Annotated in this window: 22 protein-coding genes; 6 read left to right on the forward strand and 16 right to left on the reverse strand. The window is 66.1% G+C overall.

Going from position 1 to position 18,010, the window contains the following annotated elements:
• The first annotated feature begins 42 nt into the window (after positions 1–42).
• Positions 43–234, forward strand: a complete 192-nt coding sequence (locus tag EV140_RS01390; RefSeq protein ID WP_157985577.1) for a YciI family protein — start codon at positions 43–45, stop codon at positions 232–234.
• A gap of 221 nt (positions 235–455) precedes the next feature.
• Here EV140_RS01390 and EV140_RS01395 read toward each other — a convergent pair whose 3' ends face one another.
• The 9 genes from EV140_RS01395 to EV140_RS01435 all read right to left on the reverse strand — a co-directional run bounded on the left by EV140_RS01395 (position 456) and on the right by EV140_RS01435 (position 6,946).
• On the reverse strand, positions 456–1,724 hold the full coding sequence (locus tag EV140_RS01395; protein ID WP_130280328.1) for an MFS transporter: 1,269 nt from the start codon (positions 1,722–1,724) through the stop codon (positions 456–458).
• Positions 1,724–2,095: an ArsR/SmtB family transcription factor gene (locus EV140_RS01400; protein ID WP_130280330.1), complete on the reverse strand. Its 372-nt coding sequence runs from the start codon at positions 2,093–2,095 to the stop codon at positions 1,724–1,726. Before EV140_RS01400 ends, EV140_RS01395 begins: the two co-directional genes overlap by 1 nt.
• A 35-nt stretch (positions 2,096–2,130) precedes the next feature.
• The gene (locus EV140_RS01405) at positions 2,131–3,585 is read right to left on the reverse strand and encodes a site-specific integrase (protein WP_130280332.1); all 1,455 of its coding nucleotides are present in this window, start codon (positions 3,583–3,585) and stop codon (positions 2,131–2,133) included.
• Positions 3,582–3,920, reverse strand: coding sequence for a helix-turn-helix domain-containing protein (locus EV140_RS01410; RefSeq protein WP_130280334.1), 339 nt, complete (start codon positions 3,918–3,920; stop codon positions 3,582–3,584). The genes EV140_RS01405 and EV140_RS01410 overlap by 4 nt, the downstream gene beginning before the upstream one ends.
• A gap of 6 nt (positions 3,921–3,926) precedes the next feature.
• The gene (locus tag EV140_RS13285; RefSeq protein ID WP_198674331.1) at positions 3,927–4,514 is read right to left on the reverse strand and encodes a tyrosine-type recombinase/integrase; all 588 of its coding nucleotides are present in this window, start codon (positions 4,512–4,514) and stop codon (positions 3,927–3,929) included.
• Positions 4,515–5,292: 778 nt separating this feature from the next.
• Positions 5,293–5,673, reverse strand: coding sequence for a GNAT family N-acetyltransferase (locus tag EV140_RS01420; protein WP_241971239.1), 381 nt, complete (start codon positions 5,671–5,673; stop codon positions 5,293–5,295).
• Complete coding sequence (locus EV140_RS01425) at positions 5,670–5,957, reverse strand: PLDc N-terminal domain-containing protein (protein WP_130280338.1); 288 nt, start codon at positions 5,955–5,957, stop codon at positions 5,670–5,672. Before EV140_RS01425 ends, EV140_RS01420 begins: the two co-directional genes overlap by 4 nt.
• On the reverse strand, positions 5,954–6,730 hold the full coding sequence (locus EV140_RS01430; protein WP_130280340.1) for a hypothetical protein: 777 nt from the start codon (positions 6,728–6,730) through the stop codon (positions 5,954–5,956). Before EV140_RS01430 ends, EV140_RS01425 begins: the two co-directional genes overlap by 4 nt.
• Positions 6,731–6,739: 9 nt before the next feature.
• Complete coding sequence (locus EV140_RS01435) at positions 6,740–6,946, reverse strand: hypothetical protein (RefSeq protein WP_130280342.1); 207 nt, start codon at positions 6,944–6,946, stop codon at positions 6,740–6,742.
• 219 nt (positions 6,947–7,165) lie between these two features.
• Between EV140_RS01435 and EV140_RS01440 the strand changes: the two genes are divergently transcribed.
• Positions 7,166–8,185 (forward strand): TerC family protein, encoded by a 1,020-nt coding sequence (locus tag EV140_RS01440; protein WP_130280344.1) that lies wholly within the window; start codon positions 7,166–7,168, stop codon positions 8,183–8,185.
• Between the two features lie 4 nt (positions 8,186–8,189).
• Here the strand turns inward: EV140_RS01440 and EV140_RS13420 are convergent, their stop codons facing one another.
• Both EV140_RS13420 and EV140_RS01450 read right to left on the reverse strand, forming a co-directional pair.
• Positions 8,190–8,537, reverse strand: a complete 348-nt coding sequence (locus tag EV140_RS13420) for an NUDIX domain-containing protein (RefSeq protein WP_277871084.1) — start codon at positions 8,535–8,537, stop codon at positions 8,190–8,192.
• Between the two features lie 117 nt (positions 8,538–8,654).
• Positions 8,655–9,428 (reverse strand): SDR family oxidoreductase, encoded by a 774-nt coding sequence (locus EV140_RS01450; protein WP_130280346.1) that lies wholly within the window; start codon positions 9,426–9,428, stop codon positions 8,655–8,657.
• A 102-nt stretch (positions 9,429–9,530) separates the two neighbouring features.
• On the opposite strand from EV140_RS01450, the gene EV140_RS01455 reads away from it, so the two are divergent.
• The 4 genes from EV140_RS01455 (at position 9,531) to EV140_RS01470 (ending at position 12,200) form a co-directional block, all read left to right on the forward strand.
• A complete protein-coding gene (locus EV140_RS01455) occupies positions 9,531–10,010 on the forward strand; it encodes an NfeD family protein (RefSeq protein WP_130280348.1) in 480 nt (159 codons plus the stop codon).
• The gene (locus EV140_RS01460; protein WP_096421560.1) at positions 10,007–10,933 is read left to right on the forward strand and encodes an SPFH domain-containing protein; all 927 of its coding nucleotides are present in this window, start codon (positions 10,007–10,009) and stop codon (positions 10,931–10,933) included. The genes EV140_RS01455 and EV140_RS01460 overlap by 4 nt, the downstream gene beginning before the upstream one ends.
• 48 nt (positions 10,934–10,981) lie before the next feature.
• Complete coding sequence (locus EV140_RS01465) at positions 10,982–11,701, forward strand: glycerophosphodiester phosphodiesterase family protein (protein WP_241971241.1); 720 nt, start codon at positions 10,982–10,984, stop codon at positions 11,699–11,701.
• 130 nt (positions 11,702–11,831) lie between these two features.
• Complete coding sequence (locus EV140_RS01470) at positions 11,832–12,200, forward strand: RNA polymerase-binding protein RbpA (protein WP_130280350.1); 369 nt, start codon at positions 11,832–11,834, stop codon at positions 12,198–12,200.
• An 8-nt stretch (positions 12,201–12,208) separates the two neighbouring features.
• Here the strand turns inward: EV140_RS01470 and EV140_RS01475 are convergent, their stop codons facing one another.
• The 5 genes from EV140_RS01475 to EV140_RS01495 are packed head-to-tail and all read right to left on the reverse strand — an operon-like array spanning position 12,209 to position 17,976.
• Positions 12,209–12,931 (reverse strand): polyprenol monophosphomannose synthase, encoded by a 723-nt coding sequence (locus tag EV140_RS01475; RefSeq protein WP_479684592.1) that lies wholly within the window; start codon positions 12,929–12,931, stop codon positions 12,209–12,211.
• A 41-nt stretch (positions 12,932–12,972) separates the two neighbouring features.
• Positions 12,973–14,517, reverse strand: coding sequence for an apolipoprotein N-acyltransferase (lnt, locus tag EV140_RS01480; protein ID WP_130280354.1), 1,545 nt, complete (start codon positions 14,515–14,517; stop codon positions 12,973–12,975).
• A complete protein-coding gene (locus EV140_RS01485) occupies positions 14,510–16,945 on the reverse strand; it encodes a DEAD/DEAH box helicase (RefSeq protein ID WP_130280356.1) in 2,436 nt (811 codons plus the stop codon). The genes lnt and EV140_RS01485 overlap by 8 nt, the downstream gene beginning before the upstream one ends.
• Positions 16,938–17,747, reverse strand: a complete 810-nt coding sequence (gene tatC, locus EV140_RS01490; RefSeq protein ID WP_241971242.1) for a twin-arginine translocase subunit TatC — start codon at positions 17,745–17,747, stop codon at positions 16,938–16,940. The genes EV140_RS01485 and tatC overlap by 8 nt, the downstream gene beginning before the upstream one ends.
• Before the next feature lie 4 nt (positions 17,748–17,751).
• Positions 17,752–17,976, reverse strand: a complete 225-nt coding sequence (locus tag EV140_RS01495) for a twin-arginine translocase TatA/TatE family subunit (RefSeq protein ID WP_130280358.1) — start codon at positions 17,974–17,976, stop codon at positions 17,752–17,754.
• Positions 17,977–18,010 lie beyond the last annotated feature (34 nt).

An 18,010-nucleotide genomic window follows, 5' to 3' on the forward strand; every position in this document is an offset into this window, starting at 1 on the left:
AATTCAGTCGGCGCTCGCGGAAAACCCGGACCGGATCGGAGCGTGACCGTCGACGCCCGCGGGGCGGAGGTCGTGACCAGCGACGGAGCCGTCCCATACGCAGACGACTTCGTGGCGGGATTCTGGATCATTGAGGCGCCGAGTGTCGAGGCGGCACGACACGTCGCGGTCGCCGCATCGCGCGCATGCAATCGCCGCGTCGAGGTCCGGCCGCTACTCGGCCTCGCGGACTGAGAGCAGCGGCGCGGGGAGAGTGCCTCGTCGTAGCCTCAACCGGACTGGCATCACCCTTTAGTGGTGTGAGTGCGTATTGATGAGCGGCGTATTCTTTGGCGATGTGCAGGGACGGGATCGCTGCGGTTGCAACGCGATCACCGCGGCAAAGCTGATGGTTCCGGGGCCCGCTGAGGTTGTATCTTCAGCGTCGACGGGCGAAGAGGTGGGGTCGAGGCGGATCAGCGGTTGTGATCGACAGCAACGGCGGGCGTGTCCGTGCCTCCGTGGAGGAGGCGGGGGCGGGCGAACACGACCGCGGCTGTTCCGGCGGCGGCGGCGATGACGAGGAGCGCGATCGCTGCTTCGGTGAGGTTCGCCGCTCCCAGCCATCCTGCGATCGGGTAGGTGATGAGGAAGCAGGCGTGGGAGAGGGCGAACTGGGCGGTGTAGACGAGGTTCCGATTCGCTGGCGTCGACGCATCCGCGAGCAGCCGCGAGGAGGGCGTGTTCACCAGCGACGTGCCCATGCCGAGCAGCACCCAGGCACCGAGCAGTACGAACCATCCCGCCCCGTTTGCTGTCGCGACCGCGGTGATCGCGACCGCGGTGATCGCGACAGCGACGACTAGGCCGGTGATGATGACGGTCGCGCCGGTGATCATGGTGCGGATCACGCCGAGCTTGCCGACCAGCCAGGGGATGTTCACCGCGACGATCAGAGACCCGATCCCGTAGCAGGCCAATGCGAGGGCGAGGGCCTGGTCTCCGAGGCCGAAGACGCCGCGCGCGTAGACGACGGAGTTCACTAGGACGATCGCGGTGCCGGCCGCGACGACGATGTTCGTGAGCATCAGGAACCGCAGTGTCGGTGTGCGGGCGAACACCTTCGCCCCGAGCGGGAGCCGCTGCCAGAACGGCAGCACCGGCCCGTCGTCAGTGCGGGCGGGCAGCCGGGAGAACAGCACCAGCAGGGCGGAGCAGGTGAAGCCGATCGCGGTGCCGACGAACAGGTTGTTGTAGGTGATCACCGTCAGCAGGGCTGCGGCGATCGTCGGGCTCAGCAGCGCCTCGAGGTCGTAGGCGAGCCGCGACAGCGACAGCGCCCGGGTGTAGTCCTCGGGCTCGGGGAGCACCGAGGGGATCAGAGACTGGAACGCTGGGGTGAACGTCGCGGAGGCGGACTGCAGCACGAACACGAGGACGTAGATCTGCCAGGCATCGGTGACGAACGGCAGCATCAGCGCGATCGCGAGGCGGATCAGGTCCGCGCTGATCAGGACGGCTTTTTTCGGGAGCCGGTCGACGACCGCGGCGATCAGCGGGGCGACCCCGACGTAGGCAACCATCTTGATCGTCAACGCCGTGCCGAGAACCGACCCTGCCGCGGCCCCAGCGATGTCGAACGCGAGAAGTCCCAGGGCGACGGTGAGCAGCCCTGTGCCGAGCAGGGCGATCACCTGAGCTGCGAACAGCTTCGCGTAGGTGGGGTTGCGGAGGACCTGCAGCATCAGCGCACGTCCTCTGGGGTCGGGTGCGCGCCGCGGTGGTGGGCCGGGTCGTTGCTCAGTGTGTGCTGGGCCTGGAAGATCGCGTCCGCGACCAGCTGCCGGGCGTGCTCGTTCGTTAGCCGGTAGAACACCTTCGTGCCCTCCTGGCGTGTCGACACGATCCGGGCGAGACGCAGCTTCGCCAGGTGCTGTGAGACCGCCGGAGCAGACTTGTCGACGATGTCCGCGAGATGGTTCACCGACAGCTCCTGATCACGCAGCGCGAGAATGATCCGGATCCGCGTCGCGTCCGCGAGCATCGAGAACACCTCGACCGCAAGCTCGACATACTCGCTCTCCGCCGACAACGAACATCTCTTATCTGCATGCATACGCAGATTATTGCATAAGAGGGAGTTGTGCCCACTCAGGGGTGGGGTCGTTTGGCGATGTAGTCGATGAACTGAGCCCCGGCATTGCGTCGGTGTTGCTCTGTGACGGTGTAGCTGTAGTTGAAGGAATCCGCGACGATCGGTGCGGGCATTTGGAGGACAAGCTCACGGAGTGCGGCGTTCTTGGCGCCGCGGAGGTCGATGCCGGCATCGCGAAGCAGATTCATCAACGTGCTCTGGTGGATGGGTTGGCCGGGCCTGCCGCCGGGGAAGAGCCAGGCGTTGTCCCGATGGGCGGAGGTGTTCAGGTTGGGTAGGTCTTCGATGTGCGCGCGGGCAACGCTCGCGAAGGGCTCAGGGATGCGCAAGGGGTCGTTGGTGAATCGGATGGTGATGCCGGCATCGTTGATGCGGAGCTGGTCGAGCCGCATGCGAGCGATTCGCGCCAACGGCTGCCCATAGAGCATGAGCAGGAGCGCTGCGGTTTGTTCGAGGGGGCGCAGAGGTGTCGCTGGATCGAGTAGCCGCTGGATGTGTGCGAGGCGTTGTTGCTGGGTGATCACGGGGGTGGTCTTGGCGAGGCGATAGGGGACTTCGATGACGGGGAGGTGGCCGTGTTGCATGGCCCAGCGGATAAACCCGCGAGCCAGGCTGCGTGTGGTGGGACCGCCCGTGAGCCAGCCATCGATGTCAGCTTGTCGACAGTTGGCCGGTGCAGTGTGTCGTTCTCGGAGGTGGGCGAGGAACTCGAGTGCGACGGTGGTGGATTGTTTGGCGGAGAGGAACGTGCCCTTTTTCAGCTGGCCGGTCTCGGCGAGGTGATTCATGCGGTTGAGGTGAACCCAGCGGCCGTATTGAACGATCAGTCGTCCATCGTCTGGGTGGGCGAGCTCGGCCTTCCGTGCTAGCCAGGATTGGAAGCGTTCGATGTCGAGATGGACGGGGGAGAGGAGCCCGTGCTCGACGCAGAGCTCACGGAGGAACGCGACCCGGATCGGGTTCGGATGCTCTGTGAAGGTGCTGTGCTCGAGCGGGACTTCGCGCCGAGCAAGCGCCCGGATCAGGGCGACAGCTTCCGCGTTCGTCGTCAGCCAGATCTTCGCGCTGCGGGCGTGCTTCTGGCCCGTCAGGGCATGAAACAGGGGCTGCAGATGCGGGGCGATCTTCCCGTCGCCGCCGTCGAAGAGGTGGGTGAGATCGTCGGCGAGGCAGCAGTGGGCGCAGAGCCCGACTCGAACGTGTTCGTCTTCACGGCCGCAGCGGGTGCAGTGAAAGTCTTTGGGGATCCCTGCGCAATCAGTGCAGGCGGGGGCGTTGCCGAGGAGGCCGGGCAGGAGCCGGTCGCCGTTGCAACCGGGGCAGGTGCCGTGGATGCGTGTGACACGCTGGTAGCAGCGCCGGCAGATGCGTCCTTCTGGCCAGGTCGTCGCGAACCGAACTCCGACTCGTTCGCAGCGTGCGCAACTGGCGTCGACTTGATGCCGGCTCAACTGGGTCGATGAATCCGCGCCCGCGCGGGCCGGATTCCGTCGGTGCGGGCGAGAGCGGCCGTATCCGTTGTTCCGGTGGCGCGGGTGCGGGACGCGGTGGCCGTGACCGTGACGGGCACGAGTTCCTCGAAGTCGCAATCGAGGGTGTCGAGGATCGCGCCGAGCAAGGTGAGGTTGATCCGCTCGGGTATGCCGCTGAGGAGTCGATAGAGCTGCGAGTCCGAGAGCGTGATGCCGCGGTCGGCGAGGTGGGGGATGAGATCGGAGATGGTGTTCATCCCGCGGGCGGCCATGAGCTCCCGGAGCCGCCAACCATGCTCAACGCGTCGAATCATGAAGTATCACTCCTGTGTGGTGAGGGCTTGCGCGGCCATGCGGGCGATCGCGTCGTCGACGACGCGGGCTCGGTAGTCAGGGGAGAGGCCGGTGTAGATGGAGGTCGTGGAAGCGTGCTCGTGGCCGACCTGCTGCTGGATGAAGAACGCGTCGTAGCCGTCTTCGACCAGGTGAGTGACGTAGGAGCGGCGCAGTGAGTGGAAGTCGAGATCATCGGTCAAGCCGGCCTCGCGTTTGACCTCCGCGAATGCCCGGCTGATCTGCCCGGCGGTGATGATCTGGTTTCCGCGCTCGCTCGGCCAAAGGCCCGTCGATCCGGACGGGGCATAGAGCGGACGGATCTCTTCGCGCCATTGCCGCAGGCAATCAACCGCCCAGGAGAACTCGGGCAGAGTCAGAACCGTGCGTCGTTTCGGGGGAGAGCCTTTCATCGCCTTCCCGAACCGGACGTAGATGATGCCGGCGTCGCCGAACTGGCGTGCGCGGGGATTGGATGCGAGGTCGACCAGATCCAGCTGGCGAACCTCGTTTCGACGTAGCCCCCATGCATAGGCTCCTTCATTAGCGTCGCGATCCGGAACGCCGGCAGCCAGCCCTTCACACCAGAACGACGGATCCGGAGGACGCGCTCGTCAGCGCAGTCAAAGAGATCCTCCAGCTCGTCACGGGTGTAGGGGCGCTTGCCCGGCTCAGCGATCGACTCTGCCGCGTGCCGCGCCGTGTTCCAATCGTGGAATACCTGCGCGGGGTGATCACCGAAACGCTCCCAGCACTGCTCACTCCACCCATACGCAGGGTCCGTCAAGTACTCCAGGAACATGCGCAGCGCGTTCTGATAGCCCAGCACCATCGACCGCGATGCGCCACGAACACCGCGCAGCTCCATGAAGAACTTATCGACCAGCCCCGCCGACCAAGACCACGGGTAGGAGTCCGCGAATGCACGAAACCGTAGGACGATCGACCGGCGAGCGTCCACTGTCGATGGGGCAAGGTTTCGAGCGAACTGCTGAGCCCGCCACCCATTCAGCATCGCCAACCAGACGTTCTCGGGCTCGTTCAAGACCGCCGAACCGGACCGCAGATAGGCCGGAACCGCGCCTGGGGCCACCCCATCACTCTTTCGCATAATATGCGAAAGTATCGCGTTAACTGCGAATCGTTCGCAGGTGCCGCATAGAAACGCCTGATCAGAGAGGCAGTGACCCCACGGATCAGCGCACCAAATCAACGCTCACCGCCGCCCGAGTCTCACCGTGCGCGTCACTCACCTCAGGCCAACCAAGGGGAGTCGTGCCAGGTGTCGTATTCGCATCCAGCGAGGATAGGCCAGCTTCGTTCTGACATAATGGTGATTATCGGATAACAGTCCTACGTGGAGATGCGCACCATTCGGGCCTCGAGAAACGTCGGCACCCGGTCGTCGGGCTTGACCGTTCCGTCGAACCGGAATCCGTTGCGGCGGTAGAACGCCTGAGCGCGCGGGTTGCGCTTTGCCACCCACAGAACCGTGTCGTCCTCGGCGGTGACCACAGCATCCAGCAATTGCTGGCCAATACCGGTCCCGTGATGACCAGCGAGCACGTACAGCGTGTACAGCTGACGCTCGGCACCCGTCGCCCGGTCGGACGCATCGAGCGGTAGCCCGGACGATGCGAATCCGACGATCGCGGCGTCACGTTCCGCCACGGCGATGCGCTGCGTCGGAGCCGAGGCGTCACCAGCAGTGGCCGTGCGCACGTCGTACGTCACCGCCGCTCGCTCGTGTTCGTGGGAACAAGCAGTCGATCTCGCGTGTGCGGACGGCCGATCAGGAACCACAGCAGCGGTCCGACAACCTGCAGAAAGACGACCAAGAGCAACCAGCCGACGAGGGCAAGACTCGGGAGTCCGTCGCGGTGCCGGGAAATAGACACGATCGCGCAGACGAGCGGTATGACCACAATGAGGGCGGCCATCGACCAGACGGCGTCATAGAGCGGCGGAAGCACTAGCTCTGCACCGGCAACGGGCGGCTGGAACTCGATGACGCTCATCCGCCAAACTCCGCCATGTAGTAAACCGCCGTGTGGTTGCGGCTGCACGCGGTGTGGACGGTGGTGACCGCGTCGTACGCGCTATCGAGTGCCATGCCGACGTCTCCCCCGAGTGTTGCGCGCACGTCGGCAAACGCGTCCTTCAGCTCGGATTCCGCGGAGGCGACGAGGACGTCGAGGTCAGCGGTGGCGAGCGCGATGCGTTGGCTCCATTCGTCTTCATCTACGGCGTTGTAGTAGCGGTAGCCGTGATCCGCGTTCGACAGGGCGCTCACGATGGGAACGAACGCAGCGCAGTCCGCGCCGATCGACGCGTCAGACAGGAACGGCATCGGCGAGAACGCCGGCGTCACTGTCCACGATGCCTCGTCGTGGACGAAGATGCGCAGGGTCGAGCGGAATGACTCGGTGATGGGCCAGACGAATTCGCTGGTGGAGGAGCATTCGCCGCGGTGCGAACCCGCCGTAGCCTCCCACATCTCGCCGAACTGAACCGCGAACTCGCCGGGGCCCTCGCAGTCAAACTCGATGTGGAACGAGTTCGATCCTTCGGGAATGTCGAGCATGATCGGCTTCTCAAGCGTCGGCCCCACGCCGGTCAGCACGGGCGGCGTCGCGTCGATGATTTCGAGGATGGGCGCCTCGCCCGCCGGCTCGGACTCGGCGGTTTCCACTCCCCCGGCGCACGCCGTCACGACGAGTGCTGCCGCAGCGACAGTGGATGCGACAGCGACGCGTCGATGCTGAGCAGCAGCCAGGAAAAGTGTGAGCATGCCCCGACTCTAAGGGTAGTCGTCGTCGGTGACCAGACCTTTCTCCCCCGACACGCCGTACCGGCGAACCGCCGGTTTCCCCCACACAAACCAGCTGAGTGCGCCAATTGGCCCAGCGATGATGACGATGGCGACCCACGCCATGAGCGTCGAGTCGAAAAACGGCGGGATGCTCGCCACGGCGAGTTCCGTGTCGTAGCTCCCCGGCGCATCCATGACGCGATTTCAGCGCGTCACGCCGAAAAGTACCCGCGTGCCGATTGGCACAGGAACCCCCCGGTGTGCTCTACTTGCGCGCGGAGGGGAGTATCCCCGCACTCGACGTCCCCTCGTCACCACGGTTCGCAATCGGACCCGGGGCCACGGACCGGTTCGCCGGTTGGGAGAGACCTCCTGATCATCACCCGTGTGTCGGGTGGTCAGGAGAGAAGCACCATGGACGTCGCCCTCTGGGTCTGGTTCGCCGTCATCGGCGCCATCATCGCGTTGCTCGCGATCGATCTGTTTGCGCACCGGAAGGCGCACGTCATCGGCGTGCGCGAGGCCGCTCTCTGGAGCGTCTTTTACATCGTCATCGGCGTCATCTTCGGCGGCATTGTGTGGTCCGTGTGGGGCGCAGAGTTCGGCCAGCAGTACTACGCCGGGTACCTCATTGAGAAGTCGCTCTCGGTCGACAACGTCTTTGTCTGGGCGATCATCTTCACCTTCTTCGGTGTCCCCCGGCAGTACCAGCACCGCGTGCTGTTCTTGGGCGTTTTGGGCGCCCTTGTCTTCCGCGGAATCTTCATCGGCGCCGGCGCCGTGCTCATCAGCCAATTCGGTTGGGTGCTGTACATCTTCGCGGCCTTCCTCATCTACACGGCCATCACGATGATCGTGAAGCGCGACGACCACATCGACGTGGCCAACTCGAAGGTGATGCGCTGGTTCCAGCGCGTAACCCCCATGACCGACGCGTACTACGGGCAGAAATTTGTGATCCGCCGCGCGGGCGTTGTCTACGCCACTCCCCTGCTCGCCGTGCTCGTGCTCGTCGAGGTGAGCGACATCATTTTTGCCGTCGACTCGATTCCCGCGATTTTCGGCGTGAGCCAGGAGGCCTTCATCGTCTTCACCGCCAACGCGTTCGCGATCCTCGGGCTTCGCGCGCTGTACTTCCTGCTGGCCGACCTCATTCACCGCTTCGTGTACTTGAAGATCGGGCTCGCGGTCGTCCTGCTGTGGGTGGGTGCGAAGCTTGCCCTGATCGACGTGCTGCACGTTCCGACCGCCATATCACTGGCCGTCATCGCACTGATCCTTGCTACCGCGATCGTGGCGAGCATCGTGAAGACGCGAGGCCAGGGTCGCCACGCGCCCGAGGTCGACCAAGCTCCGCCGTTCCGCGAAGCCACCGACGACGAGCTGGCGAGCGCCGAGGCGGTGTTCGGTCGCAAAGAGCTGACGCGTTCCTGACGCGTCAGACGGACCTCGCCGCCAGCCGAATCAGGTCGGGGAGGTGCGCGGGCTCGAACGGCTCGGCACCCGACTCAAGGTCGTCCGCTGTCGCCCAGCGGTGCGCGGTCACGTCGACGTGCTCGTCGGGCGTCCAGTTCGCATTCGACGGTTCGAAACGTTCCGCGACGCGAAGAACGTAGTACTCGGCGTGACCCCGATCGTGATCGGCTTCGTCCCAGCGGACATCGAAATCGAACGAGTGGATGCTCGCGCCCACGTCGTCGACCGTGAGCCCCGTCTCCTCGAACAGCTCGCGCACCGCGGCCTGAGCGTGCGTTTCTCCGGGGTCAACCCCGCCGCCAGGCGTGATTCAGCGCGCGAAGCCCGACGAGTCCGGAGCCGCGGTGAAGAACAGCAGCGCGGATCCATCGGGTGCGATGACGAGGACGCGCGAGGTGCGACGCAGGCCCGGCTGCGGCGCCACCGGCTACTCCCCTGCGTACTCGGTGAAGTAGCTGACGTCGCCCACGAGGCGCGTATTGTCGGCCGGTACGGGTTCGACGGCGGCGAGCGCGACTTCCGCGGCGAACTCCGAGACGTTGTAGAGCTTGCCGGCCGCTTCCTTGCGCGTCTCGATGGCGCCGGGACGAGCGCGTTCCAGCAGCGTCGCGGTAATGGTGCCTTCGATCATGTCGCCGGACACGACGGTGAAGCCGATCCCTCGCTCCGCGAGGTCCGCGATGCGCTCGCGCAGAGCATCCTCGCCCGCACGCTTCGAGAGCGCGACCGCCTCGTATTCCGGCATGGTCGGAACGGTGCGGATGAAGTGTGCCTGGTGGCTCGTGACGAACACGACGCGGCCACCCTCGCCCATCAGCGCAGTTCCCTGCTCGAGCACGTTCACCTGCGCATCGCGGTTGAGGCGCAGAGCGTAGTCCTCGCCCATGTTCGACTCCATGCCACCGGAGGCGTTGAGCACGAGGACGTCGAGCGAGCCGAAGCGATCGCGGATCGTGTCCATCATCGCGGCGACGGATTCCGGATCGGTGAGGTCGGCTCCGACGGCGATCGCCGCGGTTCCCTGCTCGGCGAGCTCCGCGACGAGTTTCTCGGCGCGCGGCGCCTTCGAGCGGTAGTTGATGACGACGTTGGCGCCCGCCGCCGCGAAGTAGCGGACGGTGTCTGCGCCGATGCCGCGGGAGGATCCGGTGACGAGGGCGGTCTTGCCGGCGAGTGCGCCAGCGGGAAGAGGACTGTTCACGGGTTCCGAGCGTACCGGGTGCCGATGTTCGGCTGCGCGTCGGTGAGTGCTGATAGCGTGACAAAAGCACCGTTTGACAGCACGCGACGAAGGGGCGCCACGATGCTGCTGGACCTCACCCAGTACCTGTGGATCATGTGGCTCGTCTTCGTGCTGATCTGCGTGATCATCGAGCTGCTGACCCTGGAATTCACCTTCCTCATGATCGCGGCCGGTTCGCTGATCGGTGGGGTCGGCGCCAACCTGCTCGGCCTGCCCTGGTGGGCGCAGATCGCGCTCGCCGCGGTAATCGCGGGCAGCCTCCTGTTCACCATCCGCCCGCTACTGCTCAAACGACTGAGATCGGGCGGCGACCCCACGAAGAGCAACATTGACGCCCTGTACGGGATGCGCGCTCGGGCAACCAGCGACATCACGGACGACGGCGGCTTTGCTCGGCTGGCAAACGGAGAAACGTGGTCGGCGCGACGTGCGCCCGACCACGAACACACGACCATCGCGGAGGGCGCACGACTCGTCGTCACCCGCGTCGACGGGGCGACCGTGGAGGTTGCGCCAGAAGAAAGGACTGAGACCGAATGATCGGCCCATCCGAATTCATCGGGCAGCTATTCGTTATCGCCCTGCTCGTCGTTCTCGCGATCTTCGTGATCGTGGTGATTGTCCGCGCGATTCGCATTGTTCCCCAGGCCTACGCCGGTGTCGTTGAACGCCTCGGCCGCTACCACAAGACACTGCAGCCGGGCCTGAACATCCTGGTGCCGTTCATCGACCGCATGCGACCTCTGGTCGACATGCGCGAGCAGGTCGTGTCGTTCCCCCCTCAGCCCGTCATCACGGAGGACAACCTCGTCGTCTCGATCGACACGGTCGTCTACTTCCAGGTGACGGATGCACGTGCCGCCACCTACGAGATCGCGAACTACCTCGCCGCGGTCGAGCAACTGACCACGACGACCCTGCGTAACGTCGTCGGTGGCCTGAACCTCGAAGAGGCGCTCACGAGCCGCGACAACATCAACGGTCAGCTCCGCGTCGTGCTCGACGAGGCGACCGGCAAGTGGGGCATTCGCGTCAACCGTGTCGAGCTGAAGGCGATTGACCCGCCCGTGTCGATCCAGGACTCGATGGAGAAGCAGATGCGCGCCGAGCGGGACCGCCGCGCGGCGATCCTGACGGCCGAGGGTACGAAGCAGTCGCAAATTCTGGAGGCAGAAGGTCGCCGACAGGCCGAGATCCTGAAGGCCGAGGGTGACGCGAAGGCCCAGGTGCTGCGGGCGCAGGCTGAAGCCGAGGCCATCCAGACGGTCTTCGACGCGATCCACAAGGGCGACCCGGACCCCAAGCTTCTGGCGTACCAGTACCTGCAGACGCTTCCGAAGCTTGCCGAAGGCGATTCGAACAAGATGTGGATCATCCCGAGCGAGCTGACCGAGGCGCTGAAGGGAATCGGGCAGGGCTTCTTTTCGCCCAAGGGTGAGCACCGCACTCCCCCGAGCGCGTAACACCCTGTGTCGAGCGAACTGCCCTACTTCGCTCCGGCGAGGCCGCGTGTGCTGGCGCACCGCGGCCTCGCCGTTTCCGCCCCGGAAAACACGCTGCTCGCGTTCCAGCACGCCCTCGAGGCCGGTGCCGACCACATCGAGACCGATGTGCACGCGAGTAGCGACGGGCACGCGGTCGTCGCGCACGATGATGACCTGAGCCGCGTCGGTGGCGTCGACGTGCGCGTGGACGGGCTCACCGTCACCGAGCTGGCCGGGCTCGACCTCGGCGCCGGCCAGCACGTGCCGACTCTCGCCGAAGCGCTGGATGCCTTCCCCGACGCATTCTTCAACATCGACCTCAAGTCACCCGGCTCCATCGAACCGGCCGTCGCTGCCATTCGGGCAACCTCGGCTGAACAGCGCGTGCTGGTGACGAGCTTCAGCGAGCGGCGGCGTGCGGCCGCGCTCCGGCTGCTTCCCACGGTAGCGACCAGTGCATCCGGGCCCCGTTTTGCGCTGGCACTCGCGGCCACCGTCCTCCGGGCCACTCCCCTGGTGCGTCGGGCCCTGCGCGGCCTGCACGCCGTGCAGATCCCCGAGCGCGCCCTCGGGCTCACGACGGTGACCCCCGCGCGCATCGCCGCCTTCCACGCCGCAGGTGTCGAGGTGCACGTGTGGACCGTCAACGAGCCGTCCGACATGGAGCGGCTCCTTGACCTCGGCGTCGACGGAATCGTGACCGACCGCGCCGATCTCGCGCTCGCTGTCGTGGCGAGCCGCGCTTGACGCGCGCGTCGGCGACGGTCGCGCCGGGACTGTCAAAGTTCTGGGAACACAGCGCCTTCGTCGTCGGTTCCCATCTGGCGGGTCTATACCTTTACATGGAATTGGTCCGGACGGTGACAGGAGGTGCACGATGGCTGATCGAACGCTTCGCGGCATGCGACTCGGCTCGCAGAGCCTACAGAGCGAAGACGGCGTCGAGTTTGCCGAGCGTCAGCGCGCTCGTTTCCGCACGGCCGACGGCGAAGAATTCGAAGTGATCTTCGCCGCTGACGCCGAGCTCCCCGACCTGTGGAAGTCGCCGAAGTCCGGAAAAGAGGGCCGTCTGCTCACCCCCGATGGCACCCCCATCGAGATTGACGAGGGCGAGCAGAAGGCCGCGCGCACTCACTGGGACATGCTGCTCGAGCGCCGCACTCGCGATGAGCTCGAGGAGCTGCTTCAAGAGCGTCTCGAGCTGCTGCGGGCGCGCCGTGGGGGCGGCGAAAAGATCGGCGCGTAACGCCGAGGTTAGGGGTCCCACCCCGTCAGGCGGCGCCGACCGCCTCGGGAGGCGATGCCCCAGACCGTCACGCGGCCGAGCGCTTCAGCGACGATCCCCGCGTGCATCTTCGACCGGCCACTCGCACGTTCGACAAACGCGATCGGATGCTCGCGCACCACTCCCCCGGACTGCTCCACGCGCCACGCAAGTTCCACCTGAAAGCAGTACCCCTGGCTGGAGACGTGCGCACGGTCGATGCTGGAGAGCGCGGCCACGCGGTAGACCCGGAAACCGGCCGTGATGTCCTTGATCCGGGATCCGAGCATCCGCCGTGCGTAGCTGTTTCCCGCCCGCGAGATCGCCCGTCGGAACCATGGCCAGTTCACCACTGAGCCGCCCGGAACCCATCGTGAGCCGATGACGAGGTCGGCGCCGCTCGTGTGCGCGATGGTGAGCATGGCGGGGAGTTCGGCGGGATCGTGCGAGCCATCGGCGTCGATCTCGACGGCGCGCGCGTAACCCCGGTCGGCCGCCACCGCGAAACCGGCGAGGTACGCGCTTCCGAGGCCGTCTTTGCCCGCACGGTGTAGGACACTCACGCGCCGGTCGGCTGCGGCGAGTTCGTCGGCGATGGCTCCCGTTCCGTCGGGTGAGGCGTCGTCGACGATAAGAATGTCAGCGTCGGGGACGGCAACGCGGATGCGCGCGATGATCGAGCGCAGGCTGTCGGCCTCGTTGTATGTGGGCACGACAATCAGGCAGTCGGCCCCCGAGGCAGCGGCGGGTGGCGTCATGGGGTGGCGGCCCCATGCCGTGGGCGGGCCAGCACGGCCGCGCTCGTGATGGTCACCACCGTGAAGAGGATCACGAGCCACTCGAGTGTGCGGCCGAGGGCGTGTGCGGGCGTCGTCGTGTCGCTCAACGGCACCTCGGCAACCATCGTTCCGGGCTCGAACAGCGGCAGATCGACGATGGTCGACCCGTCCGGCGCGATGATCGCACTCGCCCCCACCGTGGATGCGTTCACCAGTGCGCGCCCCGCCTCGACCGCGCGTAGGCGCGCGATGGCGAGCTGCTGCACGCTCTGGTCGGTGACGCCGAAGTCGGCATTGTTGGTCGGCGAGATGATGACCTCAGCCCCCTCGTCCATCATCTGCAGGAATAGGTCGTCAGCGACGATATCGAAGCAAATAGCAATGCCGGCGATCACGCCGTCGACGTTGAAGACCGTGTCGCGCTGGCCGAAGGCGAAGTCGCGAGGCACGAGATCGAAGAGGTCGGGGGCGAGCGGGTAAAAGAACTCGCGCGCTGGCAGGTACTCCGCAAACGGCACCGGGCGAATCTTGTCGTATTGGTCGACCGCGCCTTCGCCGGTGCGCCACATCAGTTGGCTGTTGAACGTCTTGTCGCCCGCAACGGTGATTGTGCCGACCAGGAGTGGTGCGTTCACCTGCTCGGACACGATGTCCATGACCCCGGCGGCGTATTCGCTCCGCAGCGGGTCGAGATCACTGGCGTTCTCTGGCCACACGAGCATGTCGATGCCCTCCCGACCAAAGAGCGGGCGGGTGGCGTCGTAGTGTGCTTGCAGGATCTCGCCCCGCTCGTAGTCGGCGAAGAGTCCCGAGTTGGAGTTGCCCTGCACAGCCGCGATCGTCGTGGTGCCGATGATCGTGACGGGAAACGCCGGCCACACCAGGAGCAGAACGGCGAACGCAACAGGCACGGATGCCCGCTCCGCTCGCGACCGGCGGGTCTCGACGAGCGCGGTAACCGTCAACGCCACGAGCGCCGCAATCAGAAAGCTGAGCGCGGAAAAGCCCGTCCACGCAACGAGGGGCGACAGCGGGCCTTCCGCCTGACTGTGGGCGAGCCTCCCCCAGGCGAAGCCGCCGAACGGGAACACGCTGGAGACGGCCTCGCGGACCATCCATGCGCCGCCGACCACGAGCGGTGTCAGCACCAGGCGGCCGGCGGTGCTGGGCCACGCGCGCGGGACCCAGCGCCACGCGAGCGCAATGAGCGCGCCGCCGAGAGCGGTGAAGAACACCTGGGCGAGCGTGAGGGCGAGCCACGGCACGAGACCGAGGTAGACGGTGAGCCACTCGATGAGCGCTCCGTAGTAGGCGAATCCGCTGACCGCGCCGATGATCAGGCCCCCGCCCACTGTTCGGCCGCGGAGGGCCCACAGGACGAGTCCGAGCCCGGGTAGCATCATCGGCCACCAGCCCGGGTCGGGGTAGGCGAGGCTCATGAGCCAGCCACCGAGCACGGCGGCGAGCAGGGCGACGCCAATGCGCGGCCCCGGGCGGGTCGTCGGGTTCAGATCAGGCAACGGAACTGTAGGCGACGATTCCGCGTCGCACGGAGTCGAGGGCGGTGCGGGCTGTGCGACCGACTTTCCCGTCGGCAACGAGCGAGATCTGGTCGAGGAGGTCGATGGTTTGCTTGCACCAGCGCACGAAGTCCCCCGCGGCGAGGTCAGCGTCGCGCAGCACCACGTCGAGCGCAGCACCCTGTGCCCATTTCTGCATGGGCAGAGCGAGCGTCGTCGCCAAGGGGTCAGTGCCCGGTAGGCGGTGCTCGCGCTCCAGATCGTCGAGTCGAGCCCAGAGCTCTTGTGTGCGCTCGAGTGCGGGACGGAAGGCCCCGCGCGGGAGCGCATACTCGGGGGCTTGTCCGTCGTCGCGTCGCGCTTCGAACACGATCGCGCACGCCATGGCGGCAAGCCCCGCGGCATCGAGGTCGCGCCAGAGGTCGCGACGCAAGGCTTCTGCGACGAGCAGGTCGCGCTCGCCGTAGATGCGCCGAAGCGCGCGCCCGTGCGTCGACAGGCCGAGCCGGCCGTGGTCGTCATCGACGAGGTAGCCCAGTTCCCCGAGCACCTCGGTGACCCGGTCAAAGACCTGCGCGACGGCGCCCGTGCGGCCCTGAATCTGGCGGCTCACTTTGTCGCGCTCACGCTTCAGGCGCCAGTAGCGCTCCGCCCAGCGCGAGTGCGCCTCCCGATCGGCGCAGCCATGACAGGGATGCTTGCGCATCCGTGTTCTGACGCCCTCAATCTGTTTCTGGCGTCGATCGCGTTCTGCCCGCGCTCCCCGTGCATCCGTCGCCCGGCGCCGTTCGAGGTCGCTCAGTTCGCGCCGAAGCGACGAGTACTGGCGGAAGTCGCCGAGGTGGCACTCCATGGCTGTTGCGTAGCCCTCCAGCGCCTCGTCGTTCTTGCGTACGGTGCGTGCGAGGTCGACGACGGCGCGGTCGGCCTGGAACTGCGCGAACGAGCTTTCAAGAATCTCACGCGTGCGGGCCCGGCCGAACTGCTCGATGAGGTTGACGGCCATGTTGTAGGTGGGTCGGAAGGACGAATTCAGCGGATAACTGCGACGAGAGGCGAGCGAGGCGACCGCTTGGGGGTCGAGGCCCGAGGCCCACTGAATGACCGAGTGGCCCTCGACGTCGATGCCTCGTCGACCGGCTCGACCGGTCAGCTGGGTGTACTCCCCCGGGGTGATCGGCACGCGCGCCTCGCCGTTGTACTTCTCCAGCTTCTCGAGCACAACCGTGCGCGCGGGCATGTTGATTCCGAGCGCAAGCGTCTCCGTCGCAAAAACCGCCTTCAACAGCTTCTTCTGGAAGAGCTCTTCGACGACCTCCTTGAAGGCGGGGAGAAGGCCGGCATGGTGGGCAGCGACCCCTCGCTGCAGACCGTCGAGCCACTCCCAGTAGCCGAGCACGGCCAGGTCGTCATCGCGCAGCGTACGGCAGCGCTCTTCGACGATCTGGCGAATTTCTTCCCGCTCGTGTGCGTCGGTCAAGCGCACGCCCGAGCGCAGCACCTGCCGAACGGCCTGATCGCAGCCCATGCGGCTGAAGATGAAGAAGATCGCGGGAAGGAGGTTCTTGCCGTCGAGCAGCTGCACGATCTCGGCGCGCGACATGCGGCCCTCGTCACGGCCACGGTGTGCCTGCCAGCGGCTGGGGTGCTTGCGCCCGCGCCCGCCTCCCTGCTGCGAATAGCCACCCGCCCTGGCCAACTGCACGAGCTCGGGATTCACCCGATTGGTGGCCGCGCGGCCGGACGAGTCGAACAGGTCGACCATCTTTGAGCGCACGATGACGTGCTGCTCGAGCGGCACCGGGCGCACCTCCGAGACGATGACGTCCGTGTCTCCCCGCACGGCCTGCAGCCAGTCGCCGAACTCCTCCGCGTTCGACACCGTGGCCGACAGCGAGATGAGACGCACCGACTCGGGTAGGTGGATGATCACCTCTTCCCACACGGCACCGCGGAAGCGGTCGGCGAGGTAGTGCACCTCGTCCATGACGACGTAGGCGAGGTCGGTGAGCAGGTCGGAGTCGGCGTACAGCATGTTCCGTAGCACCTCGGTCGTCATGACGACGATGCGGGCGGTCGCGTTGATGTTCGTGTCGCCGGTCAGCAACCCCACCTCGCTGGCCCCGTATTGGGCCACGAGTTCGGTGTACTTCTGGTTGCTCAACGCCTTCATCGGCGCGGTGTAGAAGATCTTCGCGCGCGCGTCGAACATCGCGAGGAAGACGGCGAATTCCGCGACGATCGTCTTGCCGGCGCCCGTGGGTGCCGCAACCAGCACGCTGCGGCCCTCTTCCAGCGTGCGACAGGCAGCCGCCTGGAAGGGATCGAGATCGAACGTCAGCTGGTCACGGAAGGCCCGCAGTCGCGGCAGCTGGCGTAACGCTCGGGCCTCTTCGTATCGCTCGGCCGGTGACCTGACGTCAGTCATCAGAAGACGCTAGTCCGTACTCGTCGGCCAGCGTCGCCTCCTTGCGGGCAACGCGACGGTCGTTGAATGCAGCCACCGCGCACGCGGCGAAGTACAGGCCGACGAGCGGAATGGCCAACAGCACCATCGAGAGCACGTCAGCGGCGGGCGTCGCGAGCGCCGTGAAGGTGGCGATTGCGAGTATCGCCCAGCGCCACGCCTTGAGCATGGCTTCACCGCTCACCACACGGGCAAAGTTCAGCAGCACGAGCAGTAGAGGAAGCACGAACCCGACGCCGATCGCGAGGATGAACTTCACCGCGAAGTCGAGGTACACGCGCGCTGTCAGAAGGGTCGCTGAATCGCTGAACGCAAAGCCCGTTAACAGCGTCACGATATTGGGAAACACGAACCAGGCTGCGACGCACCCGCTGATGAACAGTGGTGCTCCGACGGCCAGGAATCCGATGGCGTAGCGCTTTTCGTTCTTGTGCAGCGCGGGCACGATGAAGGCCCAGAGCTGGTAGAGCCACACCGGCGACGCCGCCACGATGCCGACCAAGAACATAATGATGAGGCGCGTGTCGAACGCCTCCCCAACCGTGACGTACGTGAGCGCCGCATCCCGGTCTTGCTCTTCCGCGATACGCAGAACCGGCTCGCTGAGCGCTGCCCAGATCGGGTCGACGAGCCACCAGCCGCCAATCGCGGCGACGATGATTGCCACACCGGCGATCGTGATGCGCTTGCGCAGTTCGACCAAGTGCTGGCCGAGGGTCATGCGGCCCTCGGGATTCCGGGACCGCGTCGGGCGGTCGCTCACCGCCCTACTTGCTGGTGGCGGAGTCGGGACCGTCGGTCGCCGCGTCGGTGCCCTCGGCAGTCTGCTCGCGCTCTGCCGCCTCGGCGTCCTTGCCGGCCTTGACTTCTTTCTTGAAGATTGTCATCGACTGGCCGAGGCTCTTGGCGAGCTGCGGAAGCTTCGGAGCGGCGAAGAGGAGCAGGATGACCAACAGCAGAATGAGGCCGGTCCAGCCGGAAAGTTGGGGCATTCAGCTCACGTCCTTCGTGTGCGGGGGTGCGAGG

The organism is Microcella alkaliphila (genome assembly GCF_004216855.1).
GTDB classification, from domain to species: domain Bacteria; phylum Actinomycetota; class Actinomycetes; order Actinomycetales; family Microbacteriaceae; genus Microcella; species Microcella alkaliphila.

Coding starts and splice junctions, on each gene's coding strand:
- EV140_RS01395 (WP_130280328.1), bottom strand. CDS start 1,724: ATGCTGCAGGTCCTCCGCAACCCCACCTACGCGAAGCTGTTCGCAGCT.
- EV140_RS01400 (WP_130280330.1), bottom strand. CDS start 2,095: ATGCATGCAGATAAGAGATGTTCGTTGTCGGCGGAGAGCGAGTATGTC.
- EV140_RS01410 (WP_130280334.1), bottom strand. CDS start 3,920: ATGATTCGACGCGTTGAGCATGGTTGGCGGCTCCGGGAGCTCATGGCC.
- EV140_RS01425 (WP_130280338.1), bottom strand. CDS start 5,957: ATGAGCGTCATCGAGTTCCAGCCGCCCGTTGCCGGTGCAGAGCTAGTG.
- EV140_RS01430 (WP_130280340.1), bottom strand. CDS start 6,730: ATGCTCACACTTTTCCTGGCTGCTGCTCAGCATCGACGCGTCGCTGTC.
- EV140_RS01435 (WP_130280342.1), bottom strand. CDS start 6,946: ATGGATGCGCCGGGGAGCTACGACACGGAACTCGCCGTGGCGAGCATC.
- EV140_RS01440 (WP_130280344.1), top strand. CDS start 7,166: ATGGACGTCGCCCTCTGGGTCTGGTTCGCCGTCATCGGCGCCATCATC.
- EV140_RS01455 (WP_130280348.1), top strand. CDS start 9,531: ATGCTGCTGGACCTCACCCAGTACCTGTGGATCATGTGGCTCGTCTTC.
- EV140_RS01460 (WP_096421560.1), top strand. CDS start 10,007: ATGATCGGCCCATCCGAATTCATCGGGCAGCTATTCGTTATCGCCCTG.
- EV140_RS01470 (WP_130280350.1), top strand. CDS start 11,832: ATGGCTGATCGAACGCTTCGCGGCATGCGACTCGGCTCGCAGAGCCTA.
- EV140_RS01485 (WP_130280356.1), bottom strand. CDS start 16,945: ATGACTGACGTCAGGTCACCGGCCGAGCGATACGAAGAGGCCCGAGCG.
- EV140_RS01495 (WP_130280358.1), bottom strand. CDS start 17,976: ATGCCCCAACTTTCCGGCTGGACCGGCCTCATTCTGCTGTTGGTCATC.